Source organism: Aridibaculum aurantiacum (genome assembly GCF_017355875.1).
Lineage (GTDB): Bacteria > Bacteroidota > Bacteroidia > Chitinophagales > Chitinophagaceae > Segetibacter > Segetibacter aurantiacus.
Genome location: NZ_JAFEWC010000001.1, coordinates 1,037,558 through 1,060,136, shown reverse-complemented (window position 1 = coordinate 1,060,136; position 22,579 = coordinate 1,037,558). Strand labels below are relative to the sequence as shown.

Sequence of the window (22,579 nt, the reverse complement as noted above, 5' to 3'; positions counted from 1 at the left end):
GTTTCTCACTGTCTGTTAGTACTCCGGTTTTGGTAATTAGCTCCTGATGATGGCTGACGGAGCCGGAGGTACATTTTTAGGATTTACGGTATAGCATCTCTGCTCACTAAAGCAGGCACCATTGGTAGCACGTACGCATATCACTCCAGGTGTTGTTGTTGTCCACCTGATCGTAACATTGTTGGTGCCTTGCCCGCTCATGATGGTAGCATTACCCGGTACAGTCCACTGGTAGCTAAGACCTGCTACTGCTGGTACTGAGTAAATGATATTTTGATTGATACAAGGTGCATTCTCACCGGTGATAACACCAGGCGTAGCAGGTGTACAATCTGTATCATCACAATCTGTTTGACCATCGCCATCGTTGTCTATACCGTCGGTACAGCTTTCAGGTTCATACACTACTTGTGAAAGAGAAGCGGTACAACCCAATGCATCAGTAATAACTACCGTATAAGTTCCTGCACGCAGGTTGCTGATGCTATTGCTGGTGCTGGTAAATCCACCGGGGCCAGTCCATGCATAAGTATAAGGTGCAGTACCACCACTAGCAGTAAGCGTGATAGAGCCATTGCCTACAGCAGGGTTTGGATCTGTATCATCTACTTTAACTGCTGAACCAGAAACAGCAGCAGGTTGAGTAATGGTATAGTTATAAGTAGTAGGACAATTAGTAGCATCGGTAACGGTAAGGGTATAATCACCGGCTGCTACGTTCAGCAGGTTTTGTGTGGTTTGTCCATTGCTCCACTGGTAAGTAAAAGGCATATTACCTGATACAGGAGTAATGTTGATAGCACCTGTCCGTTGGCCATTACAATTTACATGAGTGATAGCAGGCGTAATACTGATAGGTGTAGCAGCAAGTACAACGGCAGATGTGCTTGTACGTGTACACCCATTCACATCGTTGATGTTGGCTACGTATGTACCCGGCGCTAAACCTGTAAGTGTTTGTGTAGAGGTTCCGAAAGGAACGCCGTCTCTTGTCCATGCAATAGTGTACGGAGGAACCCCTCCGGAAATAGACAGGTTGACTGTACCATTGCTGCCATTGCAGCTAACGGTGCTGGTAGTGGTAGCGGCTGTTATTTGTGGTTGTGCAGGATCGGTGGTTACTGTAATAGGTGCACTTTCTACCGGGCAACCTGTAGGCAGCATCATGGTTACGCGGTAAGTTCCGGCCTTGTCCACTTGTATAGAAGGGCCTGTGCTTGAACCAACAATATTACCATTAGAAGTAGTCCAGGTATATGTTACATCATCACGCAGCGGTGTGGCAGAAAGCGTAACCCGCGGATTGTAACAGGAGATGGTGCCGTTGCCGGTAACAATGCCGGTAGAAGGCTGAGCCCATGCATAAGGTCCGGCAAAATCTTTAAGCTGTGCAGTAAAAGAGTTAGAAGCTCTTGTCTTTACAATGAATGTGCGCCATGGAAACGTACAGCTATCAAGAGCCGCATTGGTAACAAGATAATTGTCAAGTCCTATAGAAGTAAGATTAAGTGCTACTTCAGCAACAGAATATGGCGTGGAGTAAGTAGTGCTGTAAACATTAGATTTTGTATTACGCGTACCCCATGGTGGTGCCAATGGCAGCTGTCCGTCTGCATTTACAAAACCACACATAGTAGATGCTGCCTTTGGAATGATAGAAGCATAACCATAAGGCGCACCGTTGAAGGCACCGTCAAACTCAGGTCCCCAATTAAAAGCCACAGGAGTTGTATTAAGGTAATCCTGGCGGCTCACCCACACACGCACTTCAAGTTGAGGAATGGTTCCTCCATTGGTAAGTGCAAGGTTGAAGATCATATCTCCCAAGTTGACAAGATTACCTGCACCATCAAATGTAAACGCAGTATGGCCCAGTTGTGGACCACCTGAGTTGAATTTGCTAGTAGCTGCGTTGAAACGCACCGGTGCAATAAAAAATTCAAAATCCATATACGCATCACCACCAGGTTCGGCACGATTAATAAGTCCTGTAAACCACAGGTCGTTGATGCCAGCATCTAAATCTACATTGCGCACCATGTGCCCCGCCACATCTATCAGGTCATTTTTACCTAATACATTGGCGGCACCCGGATCCCATATTGCAGGATCTTCACCATTTTTACTGGCTGTATTAAAAGAAGTCTGGTCTATTCCACCCGTTCCACCAAAATGATCGCGTGCCCAAACGGCGTCTACCAACCGCTTGAAACGACGACGAGAAGGACCAGCTGCAGGCCATTCATCAGCATAAGCACCAATGCCACCATTCTGGCGGCGCTCGTAAATCGGGTTGGCATTGTTCTGCAGCAGGGATTGAATTACCGATACATTCGTCTGGTCGATGATGTTTCTACCGGTAGAATTTCTAAACCAATCTACATTACCTGCCGGAGGTATAACTGTACCTGATGTAAAGGTGCTGTTAGCATACAGCGTGGCATTGATGCCCACATCTGCAGCTACACATCCATTGCTGTTAATTTGAGAGATTGCTGTAGATACAGATACAAACAAAAAACACAATACAAGAAAAATGCAACGCTTTAGCCGCACCTGGTTCACAGGCAGCTGAAGGTTGTACTTTGAAAGCATCTTCATTTTATTAAGGGGTATTTGACCTAGGAAAATTTCATCATTAAACCACGAAAACTTCTGCTACTAGTATAGAGGGCTATAAAAATGAAGAATACAAAACGACATAGCCGTTTCTTGCAACATCAAATCAAAGCTTTCTATAATCACAGTTAGTGGCGGCATTTGATTACCGTCACTCCCAGCTATTTTCACTGCTTTACAACGAATCTTTTCTGATTTTGGTGTGCAAACATAGGTTCAGCCCCCTGTAACTATCAATAAGAGGCTGATTTTAATTAGCTTTTAAACTGATCAGTAGCAGTAAGGCCTTTTATGTATAAGATTTTAATTAAAAATTATATACTACACTTAACGTCGTTGAAGATTAACTCTATACACATGAATGTGGATGTGCTATAAAAGCAAGTGTCCCTGCACTTGCAGGGACACTAAACTGAAAAATTGAACTTTTATTGCTTTGATACTTTGTGTACAAAAGTCTGTTGCTGCATGATCACCCGTACCATGTACATACCTGGCGGCAATGCACCAAAATCATTAATGGTAAACTGGTTGCTGCCTTTCTCAATGTTCACCCGGCGAGTGCTAAGGGTTTTGCCAAGCATATCAGTTACCAGTATAGTTCCTGCATCTTTTACATCAGATGTAATAGCAACTGTGGCAACATCCTTTACCGGGTTAGGGTAAACTGACATAACCATCTTCACCATCTTGTTCAGGTTGAACAATATTGTTTTGGTGGTAAATACCTGTCCATCTATATTTACCTGCTTTACCCTATAGTATACTATATGATTGGCATATGAACTAAGGTCATCGGCATAAGTATAATTGGCTGAGCCGTTACCAGCAGGAAAACGAATAGCCTGCGGTTCAAAGTTGTTACCATCGCTGCTTCTTTCAAGGATGTATTTATCTACACCTTCTTCATTGGAAACTTTCCACGCAAGGTTAGCAACAGAGGCTGTAAGCGTACCGCTAAAGTTGGTTATGCTCAATGGTAAGATCACGTTGTTTCTCCAGTCGCGGTTTCCTGCCGATGAAGATGACTGCACCAACTGTACTGTAGAACCTCCTGGTGTAGGGCCATCCCAGTTACCATTATTGCCTAACTGGTTCATACATACATTCATTACCACTTCGCCACATGGATGAGCACGCAGATCAAATATGTCGAAGAAGTCCATCAAGCCATCACCGTCCACATCTCCTGATGTGTCAATGGTCTCTTGTGTAAGCGTTTCATATCTTTTATCTCCTTCGTTGCGGTCCGGAGCTCCATCATTGTCTGAGTCTGTATCTCTATAGTCAGGTATGCCATCTGCATCATGATCGTAAGGTGTGATGCCATTACCACCAATACCATTATAGAAATCATACACGTTCACCAATCCATCACCATCCGTATCTAATTCTGTAGCTACTACAAAGCTAGAAGTAGGTTGCCCTTCGGCATTGTCTGTTATTCCATCATTGTCACTATCTATATCATAAACATCAGGTCTGCCGACATTGTCGGTATTGCGCAGGTTAAGGGCAGGCAGTGCTCTTACAATATCACTCCAACCATGTGAGAAAGTGCCGCCGCTTATCATGCTGCGCACGTAGGTAACGCCTACTATCCCACCTTCAGTAGCGTCAGTTATACCATCTCCATCACTATCCAGGTCAATGAAGTTTGGCAAACCATGGCCATCGGTATTACCCCTTAGCTGGTAACACGCCGGACGTCCTGTTCCAGGATTGCTGCTACGCGCTACATAACCAGGATCGCCATAACTTAATATTAATACACCAGCCAGGTTCTCCACTATTCCATCACCATTGGCATCTCCATCGTACTGGTTGCTCCAGCCATCACCATCAGCATCAGCAAAACCATCTACCCTACCATCATTATTTGCATCTATGCCATAGCTTTCTACGATATCCGGTATACCATCATTGTCACTATCAAGGTCTTTATGATTTGGAAATCCATCACTATCAAAATCAGGCATTCCTAATCCCAGACCACTGCCAGCAGCTCCTGTATTATTGGCGTCCACATTCTGAGAGAGACCATCACCATCGGTATCAATGAAATTATCAATGATACCATCACCATTCTCATCTACACCACCAGCTTCTATTACATCAGGTATACCATCGTTGTCACTATCTCTATCTAAATAATCTGGTACTCCATCGCTGTCTGCATCTAAATAAGCACAAGTACCTGCTGCATTAAGGGTGCACCAATCAGCATCTTTATAATTTACGATTCCATCGTTGTCATCATCAGCCGATGGATCGCTGCTATTAGTAGTACAACCAAATGAAGTAGCACCTGCACCACATACTTCTAAATAATCCGGTATACCATCATTGTCATCATCTATATCTATATCATCGGCTACACCGTCTCCATCTGTATCAGGCACTACCTGCACATATACAACTGCCGTATCGCAGTTCCCTTGTACATCGCATACCTGGTAAATAAGAGAATCAGTTCCTCTGAAATTATTATTCGGCGTATAGCGCAAGCTGTTATTTACTTGAGTAGCAGAACCATTATTAAGTACCTGCACTGCACCGTTTTTAGGCGCAGATACAACAGTGATAGCACCCGAAGCAGGTCCGAAATAACCAAAGAAATCATTCACCGTTACATTCAGTTCCTTTTGAGTATTTACCATAGTGGTGTACTTATCAGCAAAAGCCAGCGGTGTCTTTTGCACTATAATAAACACCCACGCCTCAGCACACAATGAAGGTGGAGGAGTACATCCAGGCACAGCTATGATCTTGTCGCACACCCTGTAGCTAAAGCTATCAACACCCATAAAACCAGGTGCAGGTGTATATCCAACTAATCCATTTGCATAAGTAGTAACGGTACCATTTACCGGTGCTGAAACTACGGTAACAGGAGTGGTAAGATCATTGTCATCAGGATCAGTATCATTAGATAAAACATCAGCATACAACGTACTATTCCTGTTTACATCAAACGTATCACGACGTGCTACAGGCGCATTGTTGACTGGTGTAGGTCGTATATTAATGGTAGCTGTAACAGTGTTGCTGCACAATGATGGCATTCCATTATCGCATACCCGGTAGGTGAAAGTTGCCACTGTATTGGTAACACCTGCAGGAGGTGTATATTCTACCATACTGCCACTGTTCACCAAAACAGCTGTACCTATAGTTGGTGCACTTACAATTTCTACGGTCAGTACGCCATCTTCCGGGTCCACATCATTCGATGTAACTTTTATAGTAGTAGCTACACATGGATTGGTACTTACTTCATCTGCTACTGCCACTGGTGCACGATTGCTAACAGTAAATACTACCAATGCTGTATCAAATAATGAAAGACAGCCGCCTGCTATTTCATAGGTGCGATAAATGAGCGTATCGTTTCCTATAAAATTGAGTGATGGAATATATACAATATCATTTCCACTCACTGTTGCTGAGCCATTTTTAGGTCCTGAAACAATAGATGGAGCTGTGAGTGTGGCACCTTCCGGATCAGTATCATTTAGCAGAACACTGGCTGTTACAGAACTTGGAGTTGTAGCTGTATTACTTTGTAAAATATAACTATCAGCATTGGCGTTTGGTGGCGAATTGGTAACACGCACATATACCATAGCAGTATCGCATAATCCTGAGCTACAAATTCTGTAGCGGAATGTATCTATACCATTGAATACAGGTGATACACGAGGAGTGTAAATAATATTACTGCCTGACATTGCTAATGAGCCACCCATGCTGGATGTAGTGCCCAAAAGTGAAACAGTTAAGCCAGTAGCATTATAGTCATAATCGTTTCGGGAAACATTTATAGTAACAGGCTTGGTAGAAATAGTGGTAGCCGTATCAGGCATTGAAAAAGGTGCATACGCTGGAATGGCTATACACTGACCTGGGTTTCTATACCTGATATAAAGTAAAGGCCTGTTAGTTGAAGCTTCTTTGGAATTAAAGATGATGTCCTTAGTACCGGCACCTTCAAGATTGCGGGTAAGCATCATACCAGCATTGATATAAGAATTGCCAACCCATCCCTGCACAAGCGACTTTACATTAAAACTTCTGTATACAAAATTCAGGGCTCCTACGTTAGCAGTTGCATAAAGTGTACTACTATAATCACCACCGGCAGTTGTCCAGCTATTTGTATTGTCGTACCGGTTCCAGCTAACACCTCCTTCTGTATAAGCACGTGTTAACCTGTAAAGAGCAACACCTTCTCCAGGACCAGCAGTTTTATAAATACTAAAACTGGCGGAGTCAATGATAGCATTTGCCGGGATAGAAGAAAGGTTGAAATAAAGCATTGACCGCTTCTTATCATTACTCTTTCCTTTTACATACAACGATGATAATGCACCATAGTTTGAAGTAGTGTTCCTGCTGCGTATATGACTATCAGTCGTAGGATTAAGCGTAACTACTCTTTCATTAAAATCAAAAGCTTTATATAAACCAGGCCCGCAACCATCTGGTACTATGGTAACAGAAACAGTAGCCGTACTACAAAATCCAATTGTATTACATACGCGGTAAGAAAATGCATCACTTCCCGGTCCTGGCTGATCTTTCAGGTTGATGTAGGTAATAGTTCCATTAGGATTGATAGAAACCTTACCACGCACCGGCTGCATTGTGATGGCTGAGATAGTGAGTGGCAGATCTTGAGGATCTGAGTCATTATCTAAAACATCGATCACTACAGGCATGTCTTCAAGTGTGGTTGCCTCATCAGGTTCCACTGAAGGAATTGAGCTCACACAACCCATGATCCGATGTTCAATAGCATCAATGAATAACAAACTGCCTGTAGTAGAAAGATTGATTATTCTAATATTAGTAGCAGTGGCATTAAGTATATAAAATTTGGCTGCACCTTCTGAAAAATCATCTGTTGTATTAACGGTGAAAACAACACCATTTGTCCATGAATTATTTCCGTTAGGACTTTGTTCTACTCTAAAACTTGCACCATTCACCGATGCATCTGCAAAGATCTGGATAACAGAACCTGCAGGCAGTGAGCCATCTAACGTATAGTTGAGTATGTTACCATTTGTGTTGAAAGTAGTATAAGTAGTATTATCACCAGGCACACCATCAGGGTCACCTAGAGAATTGTCTTTACCTGCTACAGTTGTTGCAGTTCCGGTAGAAATGATATTTGATAACGCTGTTACATTACCTACTTGTCCGTAAAATTGTGTAGATGAACAGCCGTTAGTGCCAGCAATACCCGTAACTGTAACAGTAATGGTACTGCTGCAAGTACGGCCAGTGCCATCATTCACTACATAAGTTGCCTGGTCAGTGCCATAGAAATTGGCATTAGGCGTATACGTTATGGTACCATCTCCATTGTTCACAAAACTTCCATTGGCACCTGCCGTTACTGATGAAACAGTTAACTGATCGCCATCTGGATCCGAATCGTTTTCCAACACATTTATAGTTATACTGCCTGCACCACAGTTAGTAGATAAAGTTGCTACATCACTGGCACATACCGGCGGCCGTTGAGAAGGAATTATTGTTATGATGCTGTTCTCAAAACTTTTCCTGCCACAATCGTCAGTTATCTCGCAGGTGATAATGCAGGTAGTATTAGTAGCTACAGTAGGCGCTGTAAATACAGTAGTGGCTGCAGCATCATTACTAAAAGTTCCACCAACAGAAGATGCCCATTTATAAGTAAATGAAGAAGATGCAGTAGCAGTAACGGATGCAATAAGATTAGTAGTTGTACCAGACACCATTCGTGCAGGTACAGGCGAAGAGAAATTCACAACTGGCGCTTTATCAAGCGATGCAAGAAAGCTGAAGTTGAGAAAAGCACGCTGCGCAGCTACGTTGTGTTCATCAGTACTTACAGCCAGGTCATGACCACCTTCGTACATCACCCATCCCCTGTTATTATCGCCAAAGCCACGGCCGAAGGCAATGGCAGCAACAGGTCCCCAGGTAGAAGATGGTATATCTGAATGGTTGGCATCGTATGCACCTATCAAGGTAGAAGAGCGCCATCCACTTCCTTGCTTGATTGGCATGTACACGTTCTCATACCCAAACTTATGTGCATTGTCTGTTCTGCCTTTGAACTGCATTACAGGATGGCCAGGATGATTTAATGTATAAGGAGGTGTACCTGCAGTATGGTCTAGAAAAGAAACCGCATTTTGAGTAGCAGAAGGACCATCTGTCATCAGGAAATTCATCCTGCGAGTAATAGCAGGATTGGTAATATCAGGCCCTGCCGAATTTTCCAGGAGACTTACGCCATGACATCCTGCCCATATCGCTCCTTTAGCAGATAGGTTCCAGTAATACAGGTTCTTGTGAGTGTTCCAGGTAGGTTCACCATGTGGCATCACGAAAATGTCATCGCAATTATTTAGCTGAGCCACATTTTTAAAACTATAAGCAGAAGAAGGAATGCCAGCATTAGCCAGGTATTTTGCTGCTATTGTTCCGTTAGAAGCATCCAACACCCAGCGCGGAGCAGATTTAAAAGTGTAAGTAACATCAACTGAAAAAGCAGCACTGGTTTGTGCTGTTACCACACCTTGCGCTTTCCAACTATTTATAGTTGATTGAACATCTGCAGTAATATATTGCGCAGGAATGATGAATGTACCGCCAGCGTATACCACTCCATTAATTAAAAAGTCGGCTCCGTCTTTTGGTTTAGAAGAATTAATAACCCAACGAACAGGCACATTGTGCTTGCGCAACAGCTCGTGCACCAGGCCATAAGGCTTCAGTGAATTATTGATGGTTTGCGGATCAACACCCATGTTGATGATAACGGAACCAACAGGCATTGTTTCAACAGCTGCATAAACAGGTACAGAAAAAATACAAAATAGCATTACCAGTTTTACCAGTAAAGCGGATCTAAATTTTCTCATAAGAATGTTCTTTGGCTATACGCAGCAATGAGAACTGCGCACAGCGGGTTCAGGGTACGGATGACATAGGAAACAAGCAGGCGTTAGAAGCCTTATACTGTTAGGGCAAAACGGTATAAATTTGGTGCAGGTCGCAATAGAGAAATATTCAAATTTTATTCCTTAAATAAGTTCCTGCTACCCATAAGACGCCGCAATACTATAAAAAGTTTCATTGTCAACCTATGCTATTCATCATATCAAGCTCCACTAAATGCATCACTACACCCACAACAACATTCCAATAATGAGAAATTAATTTTCTTGATTTCTTTATGTTCTTTTTCTCCAATGAAAACAGTAAAATATCCTGTTCCCAGTTTTGGAAAGCTTATCATATTCCGCAATAATTCATTCTTTAAAAAATTTCATTAAAAAATAAAATATTACTGAATTGTCTAATCAACCAGCACGTGCGCTTAATAAACGTCTGATACGGTTATTTTATTGCCCGATAAAACAATACATGCAAAAAAGAGATTGCAGAAAAAAATAATTAAATAAAAAAAATCATTTAATTAATAATAATGATCCTTTTATCACCGGGAGATTGTGTTTTAAATCAATTAAATAATAATACGTTCCTACAGGAAGTATTTTCCCATTGTTACTGCCATCCCAGGAAAAAGAGGAAGAAGAAGAATAAACTAGCCTACCATACCTATCAAAAACTGATATGTCAAATCCAGGGTATGCCTGGAGTGCAGGAATGATCCATTTATCATTGATACCATCACCATTTGGAGAAAATGCATTCGGCACTACCACTTGCTTAAACACCTGTACCCTTACACTGTCAGCAGACAAGCCACAGCCGGCACGCGAGGTAGCTTGAAGTACATATACAATATCTGCAGGCGGGTTAACAACAGGCTGTAAGGATGCAGGGTTATTTATGTACAATGGCGGCATCCAAATAAAATCTGCATCACCTTGTATACTTCCATTTAATTGAATAGCCTGTCCTTCTGCAATCACTACATCTGCTCCTGCATTTACTGTTGGTTTATCATGCACAGCTACTGTAACTATTGCGCTGTCAGTGCATCCCTGCTGATCCTGAACTATAACCTGGTAACGAATACTGCTGTTAGGTGATGCATTAGGAGATGAAACAGCAGCGGAGGATAAACCCGTAGCAGGCTTCCAGGTATAAGCCACTCCACCTGATGCCTGTAGCTGTATACTATCGCCTTTGCAAATGTTTACTGAATCCTGTAGCACCGATGCCTGTGGCCTCTCTTGCACTGCCAGATCTGAAGAGTCTAATGCAGTGCAGCCGGCATCATTTGTTACAACCACGTAGTATTTACCTGCCCTGGCCATGGTAATTCCTGGAATGTTAACCGTGGCCGAAGAAGCTGAAAAACCTGCAGGGCCGTTCCAGGCATACATGGTTCCACCGGTAGCTGTTATACTAGCATTTGCACCTTCGCATACAGGACCATTATTAGTTGTGGTTGTAGATGGGTTGGCATTCACCCGCACCACTATATTACCCGATGCTACCCTGCATTGCGGGATAGCTACATTCTGCATTTCTGCAACTGCCGCCCTGAACAGGTACGTTCCTACTGGTTCAGTACCTGAAAAACTTCTTTGATATGATGTACTGTTTGCCCCTGCTATATCTACCCAGCTTGCACCATTATTGGTGCTTTGTTGCCATTGTATAAAAGGTGAACTATATGCACTTGCATCTACAGTGAATGTAAGTTGTGAAGCTGTTCCGTAACACAGATCTTTGCTGGCGCCTCCGGCTATTGAGGCATTTAAAAAAGGTCCGCAAGGCCTGAAGGTTATATCATCCAACGCCACATCATTACCACAACCACCTGGTGCATTATTAATCAGCCGCAAAATAATCCTGCTGACAGAGGATGGTGTTGTAAAAAAGAAACCATACTGCCGCCATTGCGCCGACGACTGCGGAGGTATATTACCTGTATTATATGTTTGAATGATGGTACCATCCAGGCGCTCAATTCTAAAAGTAATATTCGGCTGGATAGGGTTGCCATTACAACCTGTTGGCCTGCTCATGTTCAGCATCCAGGCAGCAAACTCGTAGGTAGTATTGCTGCACAAAAGATCTACGGTATCTACATAAAAAGCATTTGGCTGAAACGAGGAGTTCACCAGCATAAAGTAACCATTAGGATTGCCTGTATGATCTGAACTGAGCGAATGCCAGCTGCTGTTGAAACAATTGACGGAGTTGTTTCTTACAGAATAAAATCCATCATCCGGGCAATCTGGCGCATAGTATTGGTAATTAGTTGTAGCTCCTGCTAATGGCGGTCCGGGGTTTGGACCTGCACCAAAAGTAATGTTCACAATAGGATCACCAAGGCTTCCCTGGCATAGCTGGGCATGAGCCATAGAAATGGCAACACAAAAGACAAGCGCTAGAAGTATTCTCAGAAGCATTACAACAAGTTTAATCTAATGAGACCAAACAACAATAAAAGAAAAATTGCCGGATAGAGATCCGGCAAACTAAAACACCTATATCAATACAAATAATTGCATTTATAATCTTACTTCACCCTTTAGTTTTATATCTCTTGATGAACCTCCTACTCCTATTCTAAAAATGCCAGGCTCCATAACCCACGCATTCTTCACATCATTAAAATATTTGAATGCATCCTCATCAAGAGAGATTGATATTGTTTTATGCTCGCCTGGTCTTAAAAATACTTTTTCGAAACCTTTCAATTCTTTTTCGGGGCGTGGTAAAGCAGATGATGCTTGCGATACATATACCTGTGCCACTTCAGCACCTGCTACTTTACCATTGTTACGTATTGTAAAAGATACCGTAGCTTTTCCTTTAGAGCCTGTGACTTTTAGATTGCTATATTGAAAGATGGTGTATGATAAGCCATGACCAAAAGCAAATTGTGGCTCTACCTTATATGTATCGTAATAGCGGTAGCCTACATAGATATCATCCATGTAATGAACGTTGGCAGTATCCTTATCACCTGGATATTCGCCTAGCTTATGCGAGCCATGATCTTCCAGTTGCTTAGGGAAAGTCATAGGCAACTTGCCTGATGGGTTGATATCACCAAAAATGATCTTCGCTAATGCATTACCTCCTTCTAAACCAGGATACCATGCCTGGAGTATTGCGGGGGCCTGGTTTATCCACTGTTGCATATCTACAGCTCCACCTCCCATCAAAACCACCACAGTTTTAGGATTTGCTTTTAGCACTGCCTGCAGCAATTCATCCTGGCCAAAAGGCAACAACATGTTTGGCTTGTCTGTGTCTTCTGCATCGTAGGCATTGTCTTTCCAAACACTATAGTTGTAGCCATGCGTGGTGCCACCTACATACACTACCACATCTGCTTTAGAAGCTGCATCTACAGCCTGGCGAATCAAGCTAGCATCAGCTTTGGCATCCCTGGCTATATTATATCCTTGCGCATAGTTGATGCGAATGTTACCACCATTCCGTTGCAGACCTTCCAATGGCGTCACCTCATAAAATGCACGCACCTGTGAACTACCACCACCCATTGATTGCTTACGCTGTGCGTTTAAACCAATGACAGCGATGGTACGTGTCTTCTCCTTATTCAATGGAAGCAGGTTATTCTGATTTTTCAAGAGTACTATTCCTTCTTCTGCTACCTTATGTGCAGTTTGCTGGTGTGCCTTTGTATTGTAAGCACCTTTCTTTCGAGTGCCATCAATCATCTTTGTTTTATACATCACGTATAAGATCCTGCGCACTTTATCATCCAGTAGATATTCAGGAAATCTTCCTGCATTCACTAAACTTACTACCGTGTCGCCTAAAAAGAACTTGGTGTAATCAGGGTTTGGCAACATATGCAGGTCCGTGCCCATTTCCAGGTCCATTCCATTCCATAAAGCCTGCATGGTGCTGTGCACTGCATCCCAATCGCTCATCACAAGCCCTTTAAAACCCCACTCCTTCTTCAATATTTGGTTGAGGAGGTAGTTATTTTGTGAAGCCCATTGGCCGCGAAATTTATTATAGCTGGACATTAGTGTATTTGCTCCGCCTATTTGTACTGCCGCTTTAAATCCAGGTAAATAAATTTCACGCAATGCTCGTTCACTCATCTCTACATTTACCGTAAAACGTTTGGCCTCCTGGTTGTTAGCTGCATAATGTTTAACGCAAGCTGAAATGCCCTGATCCTGTACACCACGTATATAACCCACCACCATTTTAGAAACTAAGTATGGATCTTCACTCTGGTACTCAAAGTTGCGACCATTGAGTGGCGTACGAATGATGTTGATGCCCGGTCCCAGGATCACATCTTTACCACGATAATTTGCTTCACTGCCCAGCACTTTGCCATACTCATAGCCAAGCCTTGGATTCCACGTGGCGGCAAGACAAACGCCTACTGGTAAATATGTACCAGAATCGAGCGAGTTATTATCCAGTTCCCAATCACGTCCATGCTCTGGGCGTACGCCATGCGGGCCATCTGATGTCACCATTTCTGGTATACCCAAACGCGGAACACCGCCAGATGTAAACGATGATGAAGAATGTATCATGTTTACTTTCTCCTGCAACGTCATTTTTTTGATGAGAGCATCTATACGTGCCGATGTGTCTATTTTATTTTGTGCATGCACTTGTGCAAATGCAGCTAATAAAATCAATAATAGTAAGCGGGGTTTCTTTGCCATAATTTGAAGTTTCAATGTTATTTAGCCTTAGCAGAATTTCTGTTTCGTATCAACTTTATGTAGTTAAGATCGTAGCCTCCTTGTGTAGCCAGCAGTCTTAATTGAATTGTTCCTTTAGGCAGATTGATGTTGCTAATGGATGAAGTATGCCAGCCAGTTTTGCCAGTAATAGCTATACTACCTGCCGCCAATCCATTCACCAATATTTGCATCTGCCCTGCTTTGTTTTTAGCAGCCGCTCTTACCTGAAGTGTATAAACACCTGCGTGTACATTTTTCAATGTGTATTGCATCCACTCCCCATCTTCTATCCAGCTTACGCAGTATCCATTGGTAAGGGTATCGCTGCAGGTTGTAATGTCTACACCATCATTTCTATACAAGCCACCGTGGTTCCAACTGGTGCGTTCGTTTGTAGAAACCCAGTAGTTACCTGTGTCTTTATCAGAATAAGCAAAACCATTACGACCAAGATCAAAATCAGTAGCATAAACTACAAGTGAACCATTAAGAACATGCGATTTGAACGGACTGTTTTCTTTGGTTCTTACCTGTCTTAACATAGCATCAATTACATCTTTGTTAATCTTATTGTTCCTGATCTTGATGTCTTCTGCAAGTTGTTCCAACGCTGCTGTAGCTTCTTCTTTAGTAGGCTTACTGCCCTTACTTCTCCAGTAGTCAATTATTTCCTGGTAGCCTTTATTTGGCATTACCTGCACCGGGTTATTCATGCCAAATTTTTTCAATGGCCACATGTTCCAGCCAATGTTATGACGCTCAAAAAGCGCAACTGCATTAGTAAACCATGTATTAGAATTCTCACCCGTTTCACCCATCCAAACAGGTACGTTGTACTGCTTGCGTATGTCAAGGAAATCTTTAATAGACTCATCTGTTGTATAATTCCAGTATTTATGGAAACTAACAACCGTCTGATCGTCCCATAGAGGAAGGATGCCTTTGTAGTTATTGCCCCAGCAGTTGCCTTCAATAAAGATGATATGGTTCTTATCTACAGCACGAATGGCTTTGGTAATATCAAGGTATAGTTCACGCAGTGGTGCATTGGTTTGTTCTGCACAGCCATTTTTATCTGTAGCATTTTCAAATCCCCAATTAGGTTCGTTGATGAGGTCGTAGCCGCCAATCCATTCTTCATGTGCATAGCGGGCCGCTAGCTTTTTCCATAGCGCAACAGTTTTTTGCTTGTTCAGATCGCTTTGCCAAAGGGATGGCTTTAGCGTATCTCTATCTGAAATGGCAATGTCATTTCCCTGGCCACCAGGTGCTGCATGCAGGTCTAATATGAGGTACATACGGTTGGCCTTGCACCAGGCTAGCAGGCTATCAGTCATCTGAAACCCTTGTTCTAGCCATGTATTTTCCCCAGCTACCGGTTCCTCTTCTACTGGCAAGGTATACAGGTTGTAATGCATAGGAAGCCGTACTGAATTAAAACCCCAGGCAGCCATTGAATCAATGTCTGCTTTGGTACAATGATTTTGCAACCATGCATTATAAAAAGTCTTAGTTGCCGTTTCTCCTGCTACTGCTTCTATCCTATTCCTTATCTGCTGCTGGTTGGCAGCTATACCTCCCAGTTGAAGCATATAAGGTTCCTGCAGCATCCATCCTCCGAGACCCATGCCACGCAATACCACAGGCTGCCCGCTGGCATTAACTATGGCCGTGTCTTTTACACGCAATGATTGCCCGTTCAGCTGTACTGCTATTACAGTAGCTGTTATCAATAATGCTATTCGCATGAGGTGGAAGATTGTGAAGGTCGTTAGGGTGAAAGCAGGTACAAGACCTGCTATTCACCACTATTAACGACTGCTTGCATCTTGAAAACCGAGGTACTTATTTATCGATCATTTTGTAAAAACGTACATAATCAACTTCAAACACTGCAGGAAAAATGGTAGTATCTACCCCTTGCGCACCACCCCAGTTTCCACCTACTGCTAAATTTAAAAGCAGGTGAAAACGCTTGTCGAAAGGCCAGGTGGCAAATCCCTTTCCATCATTGATGAAAGTGAATACCAGTTCATCATCAAAATAACCGCGAACAGCATAAGGTGTCCAGTCTACGCGGTAGTTATGGAAGTCACTCATGGCAGTAGGAATGGTTTTGCTGCCACCCCTTTGGGTATTTATGCTATGATTGTAAGCTTGTGTATGAATACTAAAATGAACTTTATTAGGATCGTAACCTACATGCTCCATAATGTCTATTTCTCCTGAACGTGGCCAGTTGCCATATTCCCAATCTGTTGGCAACATCCAGATAGCTGGCCATGTACCTCTACCGGCAGGAAGTTTTGCCCGTACATCAATTCTGCCATACAAGAAATCTCCTTTACCTTTTGTAACAAGCCTGGCAGACGTATATTCTTTACCGCCTACATTTTCCTTGCGTGCAGTAATGATAAGTTTACCATTTTCTACTCTGGCATTATTCGGTGAAGCTTCTGTATAATACTGAAGTTCATTGTTGCCCCAGCCACTACCACCTACATCGTAGCTCCATTTGCTGGCGGCTGGTAAACCGGTATAATCAAATTCTTCCACCCACGCAGGTGTTGTTTCAAAAGTCCAGTTTTTATCCTGTGGTGGCTGAACTACCAGCGTAGAGCCCGACGTTGATTTTTTAGAACAACCAGCAAAAAATAAGAAGCTGATTACTACAAGTTGAAAACATTTCATTACTTGATAATTTGGTTAAAGCAACTATTGAGCAGTGTAGGTAAAGCGCCATGCACCCCAGCCATAATCAAGTTTCAATACTAAGCGGTTAGCAGTAATAGAAACTATATCGTAGGTAACGGATGATGCTGGTGCAGCCAGGGCAGCATCTGGTGGATTGCCTGCTTTATATACTCCCATGTGTGCACCTGTGCCATTCAGCTTTAGCTTGTTGTTGTTGATTATTTCAAATGTAAATGTGGCGCTATTGGCCCAAGCCTGGTACTGAGCAGGAATGGCACTGTTAGGATAACATCCGGCAGCAGGCATACCTGCAGGCCATGCTGCACCATTTTCCTCGTCTACGTAGAAATCACCTTTGCTATCGTACACCAGTTCACGACCGGCTAACTTGAATGTATACTCATCATTCCATTGGCATGATCTACCAGTGATGTCGCCAACACCATTTCCCCACCAGGTAGCGCTAAAATCACTTGGGCCAATCCACAGTGCATTGGCTTCACTTGCCAGCTTCCAGGTACGACTGCTGTTATTGGTTAGAAGCTTCAATGGCGTAATAGCAGCAGGATCGTCGGCAGCCACATTAATTACCTGGGAAGTGCTATCCATGCCGCCTTGCCCGTACACCAGCAGTTTTACCAGGTATGTTCCCTTATCAGGAAAGTATACTGTATCGGTAGCATTTCCTTGTACATAATTACCTGTAGCCTTATCCCAATCGTACCGGAAACCATTGGTAGAATTACTGGTAAGAACATACCTGTTCACCTGGTTGCTGATTGGTGTAACAGTAAAACTTGCAGATGGCCGAGCCATCAGGTCTTGTACCTTGTACCTGCACGATGCAAAAGCCGAAAGTATAAGAATGAATAGCGTTGTGTGTGCTAATATTTTTTTCATAAAGCAAAGTTTGGAGTGTAGAATTAATAACCAGCGTTCTGGGAAAGGCCGCCAGTATTTACATCATAAATAGGAATAGGTAACAGCTCGTGCTTTCCTGATCTGAAACCAAGCGCACCCAGTTCCTGTACTGCCAGCCCCCAGCGAACAAGATCTGTATAGCGAACTCCTTCAAATGCTAGCTCAAGTTGCCTTTCTGTTACTATAGCCTGGAAAAGATTGTTACCTGTAGCTGAGATAATACCCAAACCAGAACGCTGCCTTACCAGGTTTATATATTCTCTTGCTTTGCCTTCATTGCCTGCCCTGAAATGAGCTTCGGCAGCCATGAGTAAAACGTCGGCATAGCGAAGGTGGCGCCAGTTAGTGCCATAGTTCAACTCGCTGATTGGAGCACCGGTTTGTGAAGCAAATGATCCGTATTTACGCTGGAAATAACCTTCGTAATCATAAGCTGTCGGGTTGCTCCAGTTACCACCTGCAGCTATTAATTCTACAGCAGACATCACTGTTTGCCTACGCCTGTTTACATCGCCTGCAGCCACGTATGCATCCCATAGTTTTTGTTTTGGAAGAACAAAACCCCAACCACCTATTAAAGAGTCTGATGGCGCCTTGGTATAGAAATCACCACGAGGCCCCATCAATTGTATGTGAATATTACTTTCAGGCGCACCACCCCAGGGGAAGTTGCCCCAATCGTAACTACGTTCTGCGGTATAAGAAATTTCAAATAATGACTCGCTACCAAATTCACCTGCTTTCGAAAATGCTTTACCTATAGATGGCTCAAGGCTGAATTGATTTGATGAGATCACTGCTTCGAATTGAGTGACTGCCTCACCCCATTTTTGCTGGTAAAGCAAAGCCTTGCCTAGCATTGCCTGTGCAGATCCTTTAGATACTCTAAACCTGTCAGCTACACTATAAGTAGATTTTGTAGGAAGAACAGGAATAGCCTCAGCAAGGTCTTTTTCTACCTGTGCATATACATTAGCTCTTGTAGTTCTGCCTGTAGATGTATAAGATGATGGCGACACATCGTTCAATATCATCGGAACATCGCCCCAGAGAGAAGCAAGCTCAAAGTAATTGTAAGCTCTCAGGAATTTTGCTTCAGCTATCAGCCTCCTGCGCATTTCAGTGGTAGGCTCTGTGCGGTTGATCACTTTGTTAGCACGGTAAATTGTGAAGTAGCACATTCTCCACGCATCGCGGATCTTATCGTTGGTAGCATCAAAATTGTAATCATCAATGGTTTGATAGCCCGGCTGGTCGCCGGCATCATTTCCACCAGCATTACTTTCGTCAGACAGCAGCGTTTTTATCATATACAGGCTTGCCCAGTTGTTGTTATAGTGTGCCTGCATCATATCATACACCCCGTTCACAGCCTGTGTAGCATCATTATCTGTCTTGTAGAAATCCTGTTCAGGAAACGCTCCTGGCACTTCTTGATCAAGGAATTTTTTACAGCCGCCAAACATAAACAGTGGCAGGCAAAGCAGGGATATCCTTATAATAAACTTTTTCATTTCTGGTAATTTGAGTTAGTGAATGGTTTAGAACGTGATGGAAATTCCAGCCATAGCCCTGCGAGGAATAGGATAACCTCCCCTGTCTATGCCTATACTGTTTCCTCCATTGCTTCCACCCTCAGGGTCTACACCTGGGTAGCGTGTAAAAGTGAACCAATCATCAAGTGTTACATACAATCTTGCATTTTTCGTACGGATGCGATTGAGCACATTGCGCGGCAAAGTGTAGCCTAACTGCAACTGGCGTATGCGTGCAAACGAGCCATCAAAGATCATCAGGTCGCTATTATAGATGTAAGGGTTTGAAGTATTGGCAGCAAACCATGTATTGGTGCTTCCCGGACCGGTCCAGCGATTAGCATAAAAGAAATAAGGCTTGTTGGCTGTAGAACGGTCAGTACGATTGAAGCCCATTAAGATCTCATTACCTACCTGGCCCTGTACAAAAACAAGCAGGTCAAATCCTTTATACGATAGATTAACGCGACCGCCAAACAGGAAGTCCGGATGAGGGCTACCTATATTGGTCATATCAGCAGGTGAAATTTGTTTATCACCATTTACATCTACTACTATTGGTTCACCTGGCTTTGGATTGTAGCCCGTGATTCCTGTTTTGTTCAGGTAGTTGTTCACCTCTGCCTGCGTTTGGAAGATGCCTTGTGTTTTGTATCCATTAAAGTACCATATTGGCTCTCCCACCTGCATAGCTGTTGCAGACCAACCAGTGCCTATACCTGCACCAAATAAGATTGGCGAGTTAGGATCAAGGTATGTAACCCGGTTTTTCAGTGTAGAGAAATTCAATCCTACTTCATAGTTAAACAGGTTACCATTGGGCCTGTTGTTATAAGCCAGTTCAAATTCGAAACCTGTGTTTTCTACTGTACCAGCATTTACTGTTCTAAGGAAATTGCCGGCGAACATTGGTGCATTACCTGCTGTCAGAAGGTCTTTTGTTGTCTTCTTGTAATAGTCCATGGTCAGGGTCAGCCTGTTGTTAAAGAAGGCAAAATCAGCACCTATATCCACCTGCTCACTTGTTTCCCATGTAAGCTGCGGATACGCCAGGCTTGTTGGAGCTGCACCCACCAATAAATTTCCCCCGTTGTCAGGGTAGATCAATCCTGCACCTATAGAGTTCATCCATTCGCCCAAGCCTACGCTTGATAAGCTACCATTCTGTCCCCAGCTGGCTCTCAGCTTACCATAGTTCATAGTGCGGGAAAATGAAGCAGGGAAGAAGTTTTCATTTGAGAACACCCAACCTGCAGATACAGAAGGGAAAGTTCCCCACTGGTAGCCTGGTGCAAACAACGAAGATCCATCGCGACGAAGTGTAGCAGCAAACAAGTACTTGTTGTTGTAGTCGTAATTTACACGACCATAGAAGGAAGCGAGTGTGCGGTTGAAACCAATACTACCTATCCTGTCATTCAGATCTGGAACAAAGTCAGCATAAGAGAATTTATCTTCTTCTTTAAATAAGCCAGAATAGCTTCCTCCAATATGGTATTCTCTTGTTTTTTGTGCAGAAACACCAGCTAGCAGGTTAACATTGTGCGATCCAAATTTTCTTTGGTAGTTGGCAAAGTTCTCCAGCTGCCATGTAAACCAGTTGTTGCTATAATCATATCCGTTAGCAATGGTATTTTGGCTTTCATCGCTAAACCAGAAAGTTGGTGTCCAGCCATGGCCGGTTTGAAATGCAGCATCAATACTGAAGCGGGAAGTAAACTTGAAACCACTGAATGGTTCAATATCCACAAAAGCATTACCTACAATTTTGTTCTGTACATTTTCACCCCTTGCCATATCAATACGAGCCAGCGGGTTTCCATACTCGCCACGCAAGTAATTTGATATACCGTATATATTACCATTAGCATCTACACGTAGCGGTTTACCAGCTGCAATAGCATTTTGAACATGCATAGGAAGCGTAGCACCCTGCTGGTATATTACAGGGGTGGTTGGATCCATCACCAGCGCGCTGGATAGTATAGAACCAAATTCATTATTGTCAGAAATAGCGCGGCGCCTGTGGTGGGAGTAAACAAAGCGGTTACCAACATTCAACCAAGACTTGATCTTGTTATCAGTATTTACCCTGAAGGTATAACGCTGGAAACGGCTTTTATCACCACCTACAATACCCTCCTGCGAAAACAGGTTACCATTAATTAAATAAGTAGATCTTTCTGATCCTCCACTGAAGGTAAGTGAATGGTGATGTTGCGGAGCAGTCTGCAGCACTTCCCGCAGCCAGTTTGTTCCTTCTCCTACGCGTGCTGCTTCAGCTGGTGTTGGCCTTCCAGCAACATTAGCTTCAGCCAGGTACTGCTGGTATTGTTGTGCATTCATCATCTTAATGAAATCATCTTTTACCGACTGTACACCCACCTGCGATTGGTAGCTGATTTCAGATGAATTTCTTTTACCTGTTTTAGTGGTTATGATCACAACACCATTTGCACCTTCCGCACCATAAATAGCTGCAGAAGCCGCATCTTTCAATATTTCTATAGAAGCTACTTCGGAAGGATCCAGCGACTCTATACCGCCGGCACGTACACCATCTATAATAAATAGAGGTGAGGAATTACGATTAGATCCTGTACCGCGTATGCGAATGTTCAAACCTGCACCTGGCTGACCAGAAGTAGGAACAATCTGCACACCGGCTACACGTCCTTGCATTGCCTGCTCAATACGTGTATTTGTTACAGAAGAAATCTGTTCACTTTTAATGGAAGAAATAGCACCTGTAACCAGGCTCTTCCGCTGAACGCCATATCCAACCACTACTACCTCTCCAAGGTTGCTGGTGGCTTCGTTCATGTTAAAGTCCTGCACTGGCTGGTTGTTTACCGGCCGCTCTTCTACCTGCATGCCCAGGTAAGTAACTACTAATACAGAATTGGGTGAGGGTACCAGGAGCGTGTACTGCCCGTTGTTATCTGTGGCAGTGGCTATGTTAGTACCTTTTACGCCTACAGTGGCTCCAACCAAAGGTTGGGTGTTGTTTTTGGAAGTGATCCTTCCTGAGACTTGTAACGATTGAGAGTAGATTGCTGTGAGCTGCAGAAAAAGTAGCGCAAACAGCAAGAGGACATTTTTGACTTTCATACACAAGCATTTGTTAGTGAGGTAAAA

General features: G+C 43.2%; 9 protein-coding genes. All 9 read right to left on the bottom strand.

Annotated elements, in window-relative coordinates:
- Positions 1-36: 36 nt before the first annotated feature.
- The 9 genes from J4N22_RS04400 to J4N22_RS04360 all read right to left on the bottom strand — a co-directional run bounded on the left by J4N22_RS04400 (position 37) and on the right by J4N22_RS04360 (position 22,552).
- A complete protein-coding gene (locus J4N22_RS04400) occupies positions 37-2,601 on the bottom strand; it encodes a SprB repeat-containing protein (protein ID WP_207492484.1) in 2,565 nt (854 codons plus the stop codon).
- Positions 2,602-3,047: 446 nt separating this feature from the next.
- Positions 3,048-9,539, bottom strand: a complete 6,492-nt coding sequence (locus J4N22_RS04395) for an Ig-like domain-containing protein (RefSeq protein WP_207492483.1) — start codon at positions 9,537-9,539, stop codon at positions 3,048-3,050.
- A gap of 549 nt (positions 9,540-10,088) precedes the next feature.
- On the bottom strand, positions 10,089-12,008 hold the full coding sequence (locus J4N22_RS04390) for a T9SS type B sorting domain-containing protein (RefSeq protein WP_207492482.1): 1,920 nt from the start codon (positions 12,006-12,008) through the stop codon (positions 10,089-10,091).
- Positions 12,009-12,110: 102 nt separating this feature from the next.
- Entirely contained in the window at positions 12,111-14,270 is a 2,160-nt protein-coding gene (locus tag J4N22_RS04385) for a glycoside hydrolase family 3 C-terminal domain-containing protein (protein WP_207492481.1), read from the bottom strand.
- Positions 14,271-14,287: 17 nt separating this feature from the next.
- Entirely contained in the window at positions 14,288-16,039 is a 1,752-nt protein-coding gene (locus tag J4N22_RS04380) for a cellulase family glycosylhydrolase (RefSeq protein ID WP_207492480.1), read from the bottom strand.
- Positions 16,040-16,136: 97 nt separating this feature from the next.
- The gene (locus tag J4N22_RS04375) at positions 16,137-16,982 is read right to left on the bottom strand and encodes a glycoside hydrolase family 16 protein (protein WP_207492479.1); all 846 of its coding nucleotides are present in this window, start codon (positions 16,980-16,982) and stop codon (positions 16,137-16,139) included.
- 24 nt (positions 16,983-17,006) lie between these two features.
- A complete protein-coding gene (locus tag J4N22_RS04370) occupies positions 17,007-17,885 on the bottom strand; it encodes a hypothetical protein (RefSeq protein ID WP_207492478.1) in 879 nt (292 codons plus the stop codon).
- A 23-nt stretch (positions 17,886-17,908) separates the two neighbouring features.
- Positions 17,909-19,420, bottom strand: a complete 1,512-nt coding sequence (locus tag J4N22_RS04365; protein ID WP_207492477.1) for a RagB/SusD family nutrient uptake outer membrane protein — start codon at positions 19,418-19,420, stop codon at positions 17,909-17,911.
- Positions 19,421-19,447: 27 nt separating this feature from the next.
- On the bottom strand, positions 19,448-22,552 hold the full coding sequence (locus tag J4N22_RS04360; RefSeq protein ID WP_207492476.1) for a SusC/RagA family TonB-linked outer membrane protein: 3,105 nt from the start codon (positions 22,550-22,552) through the stop codon (positions 19,448-19,450).
- Positions 22,553-22,579: the final 27 nt, after the last annotated feature.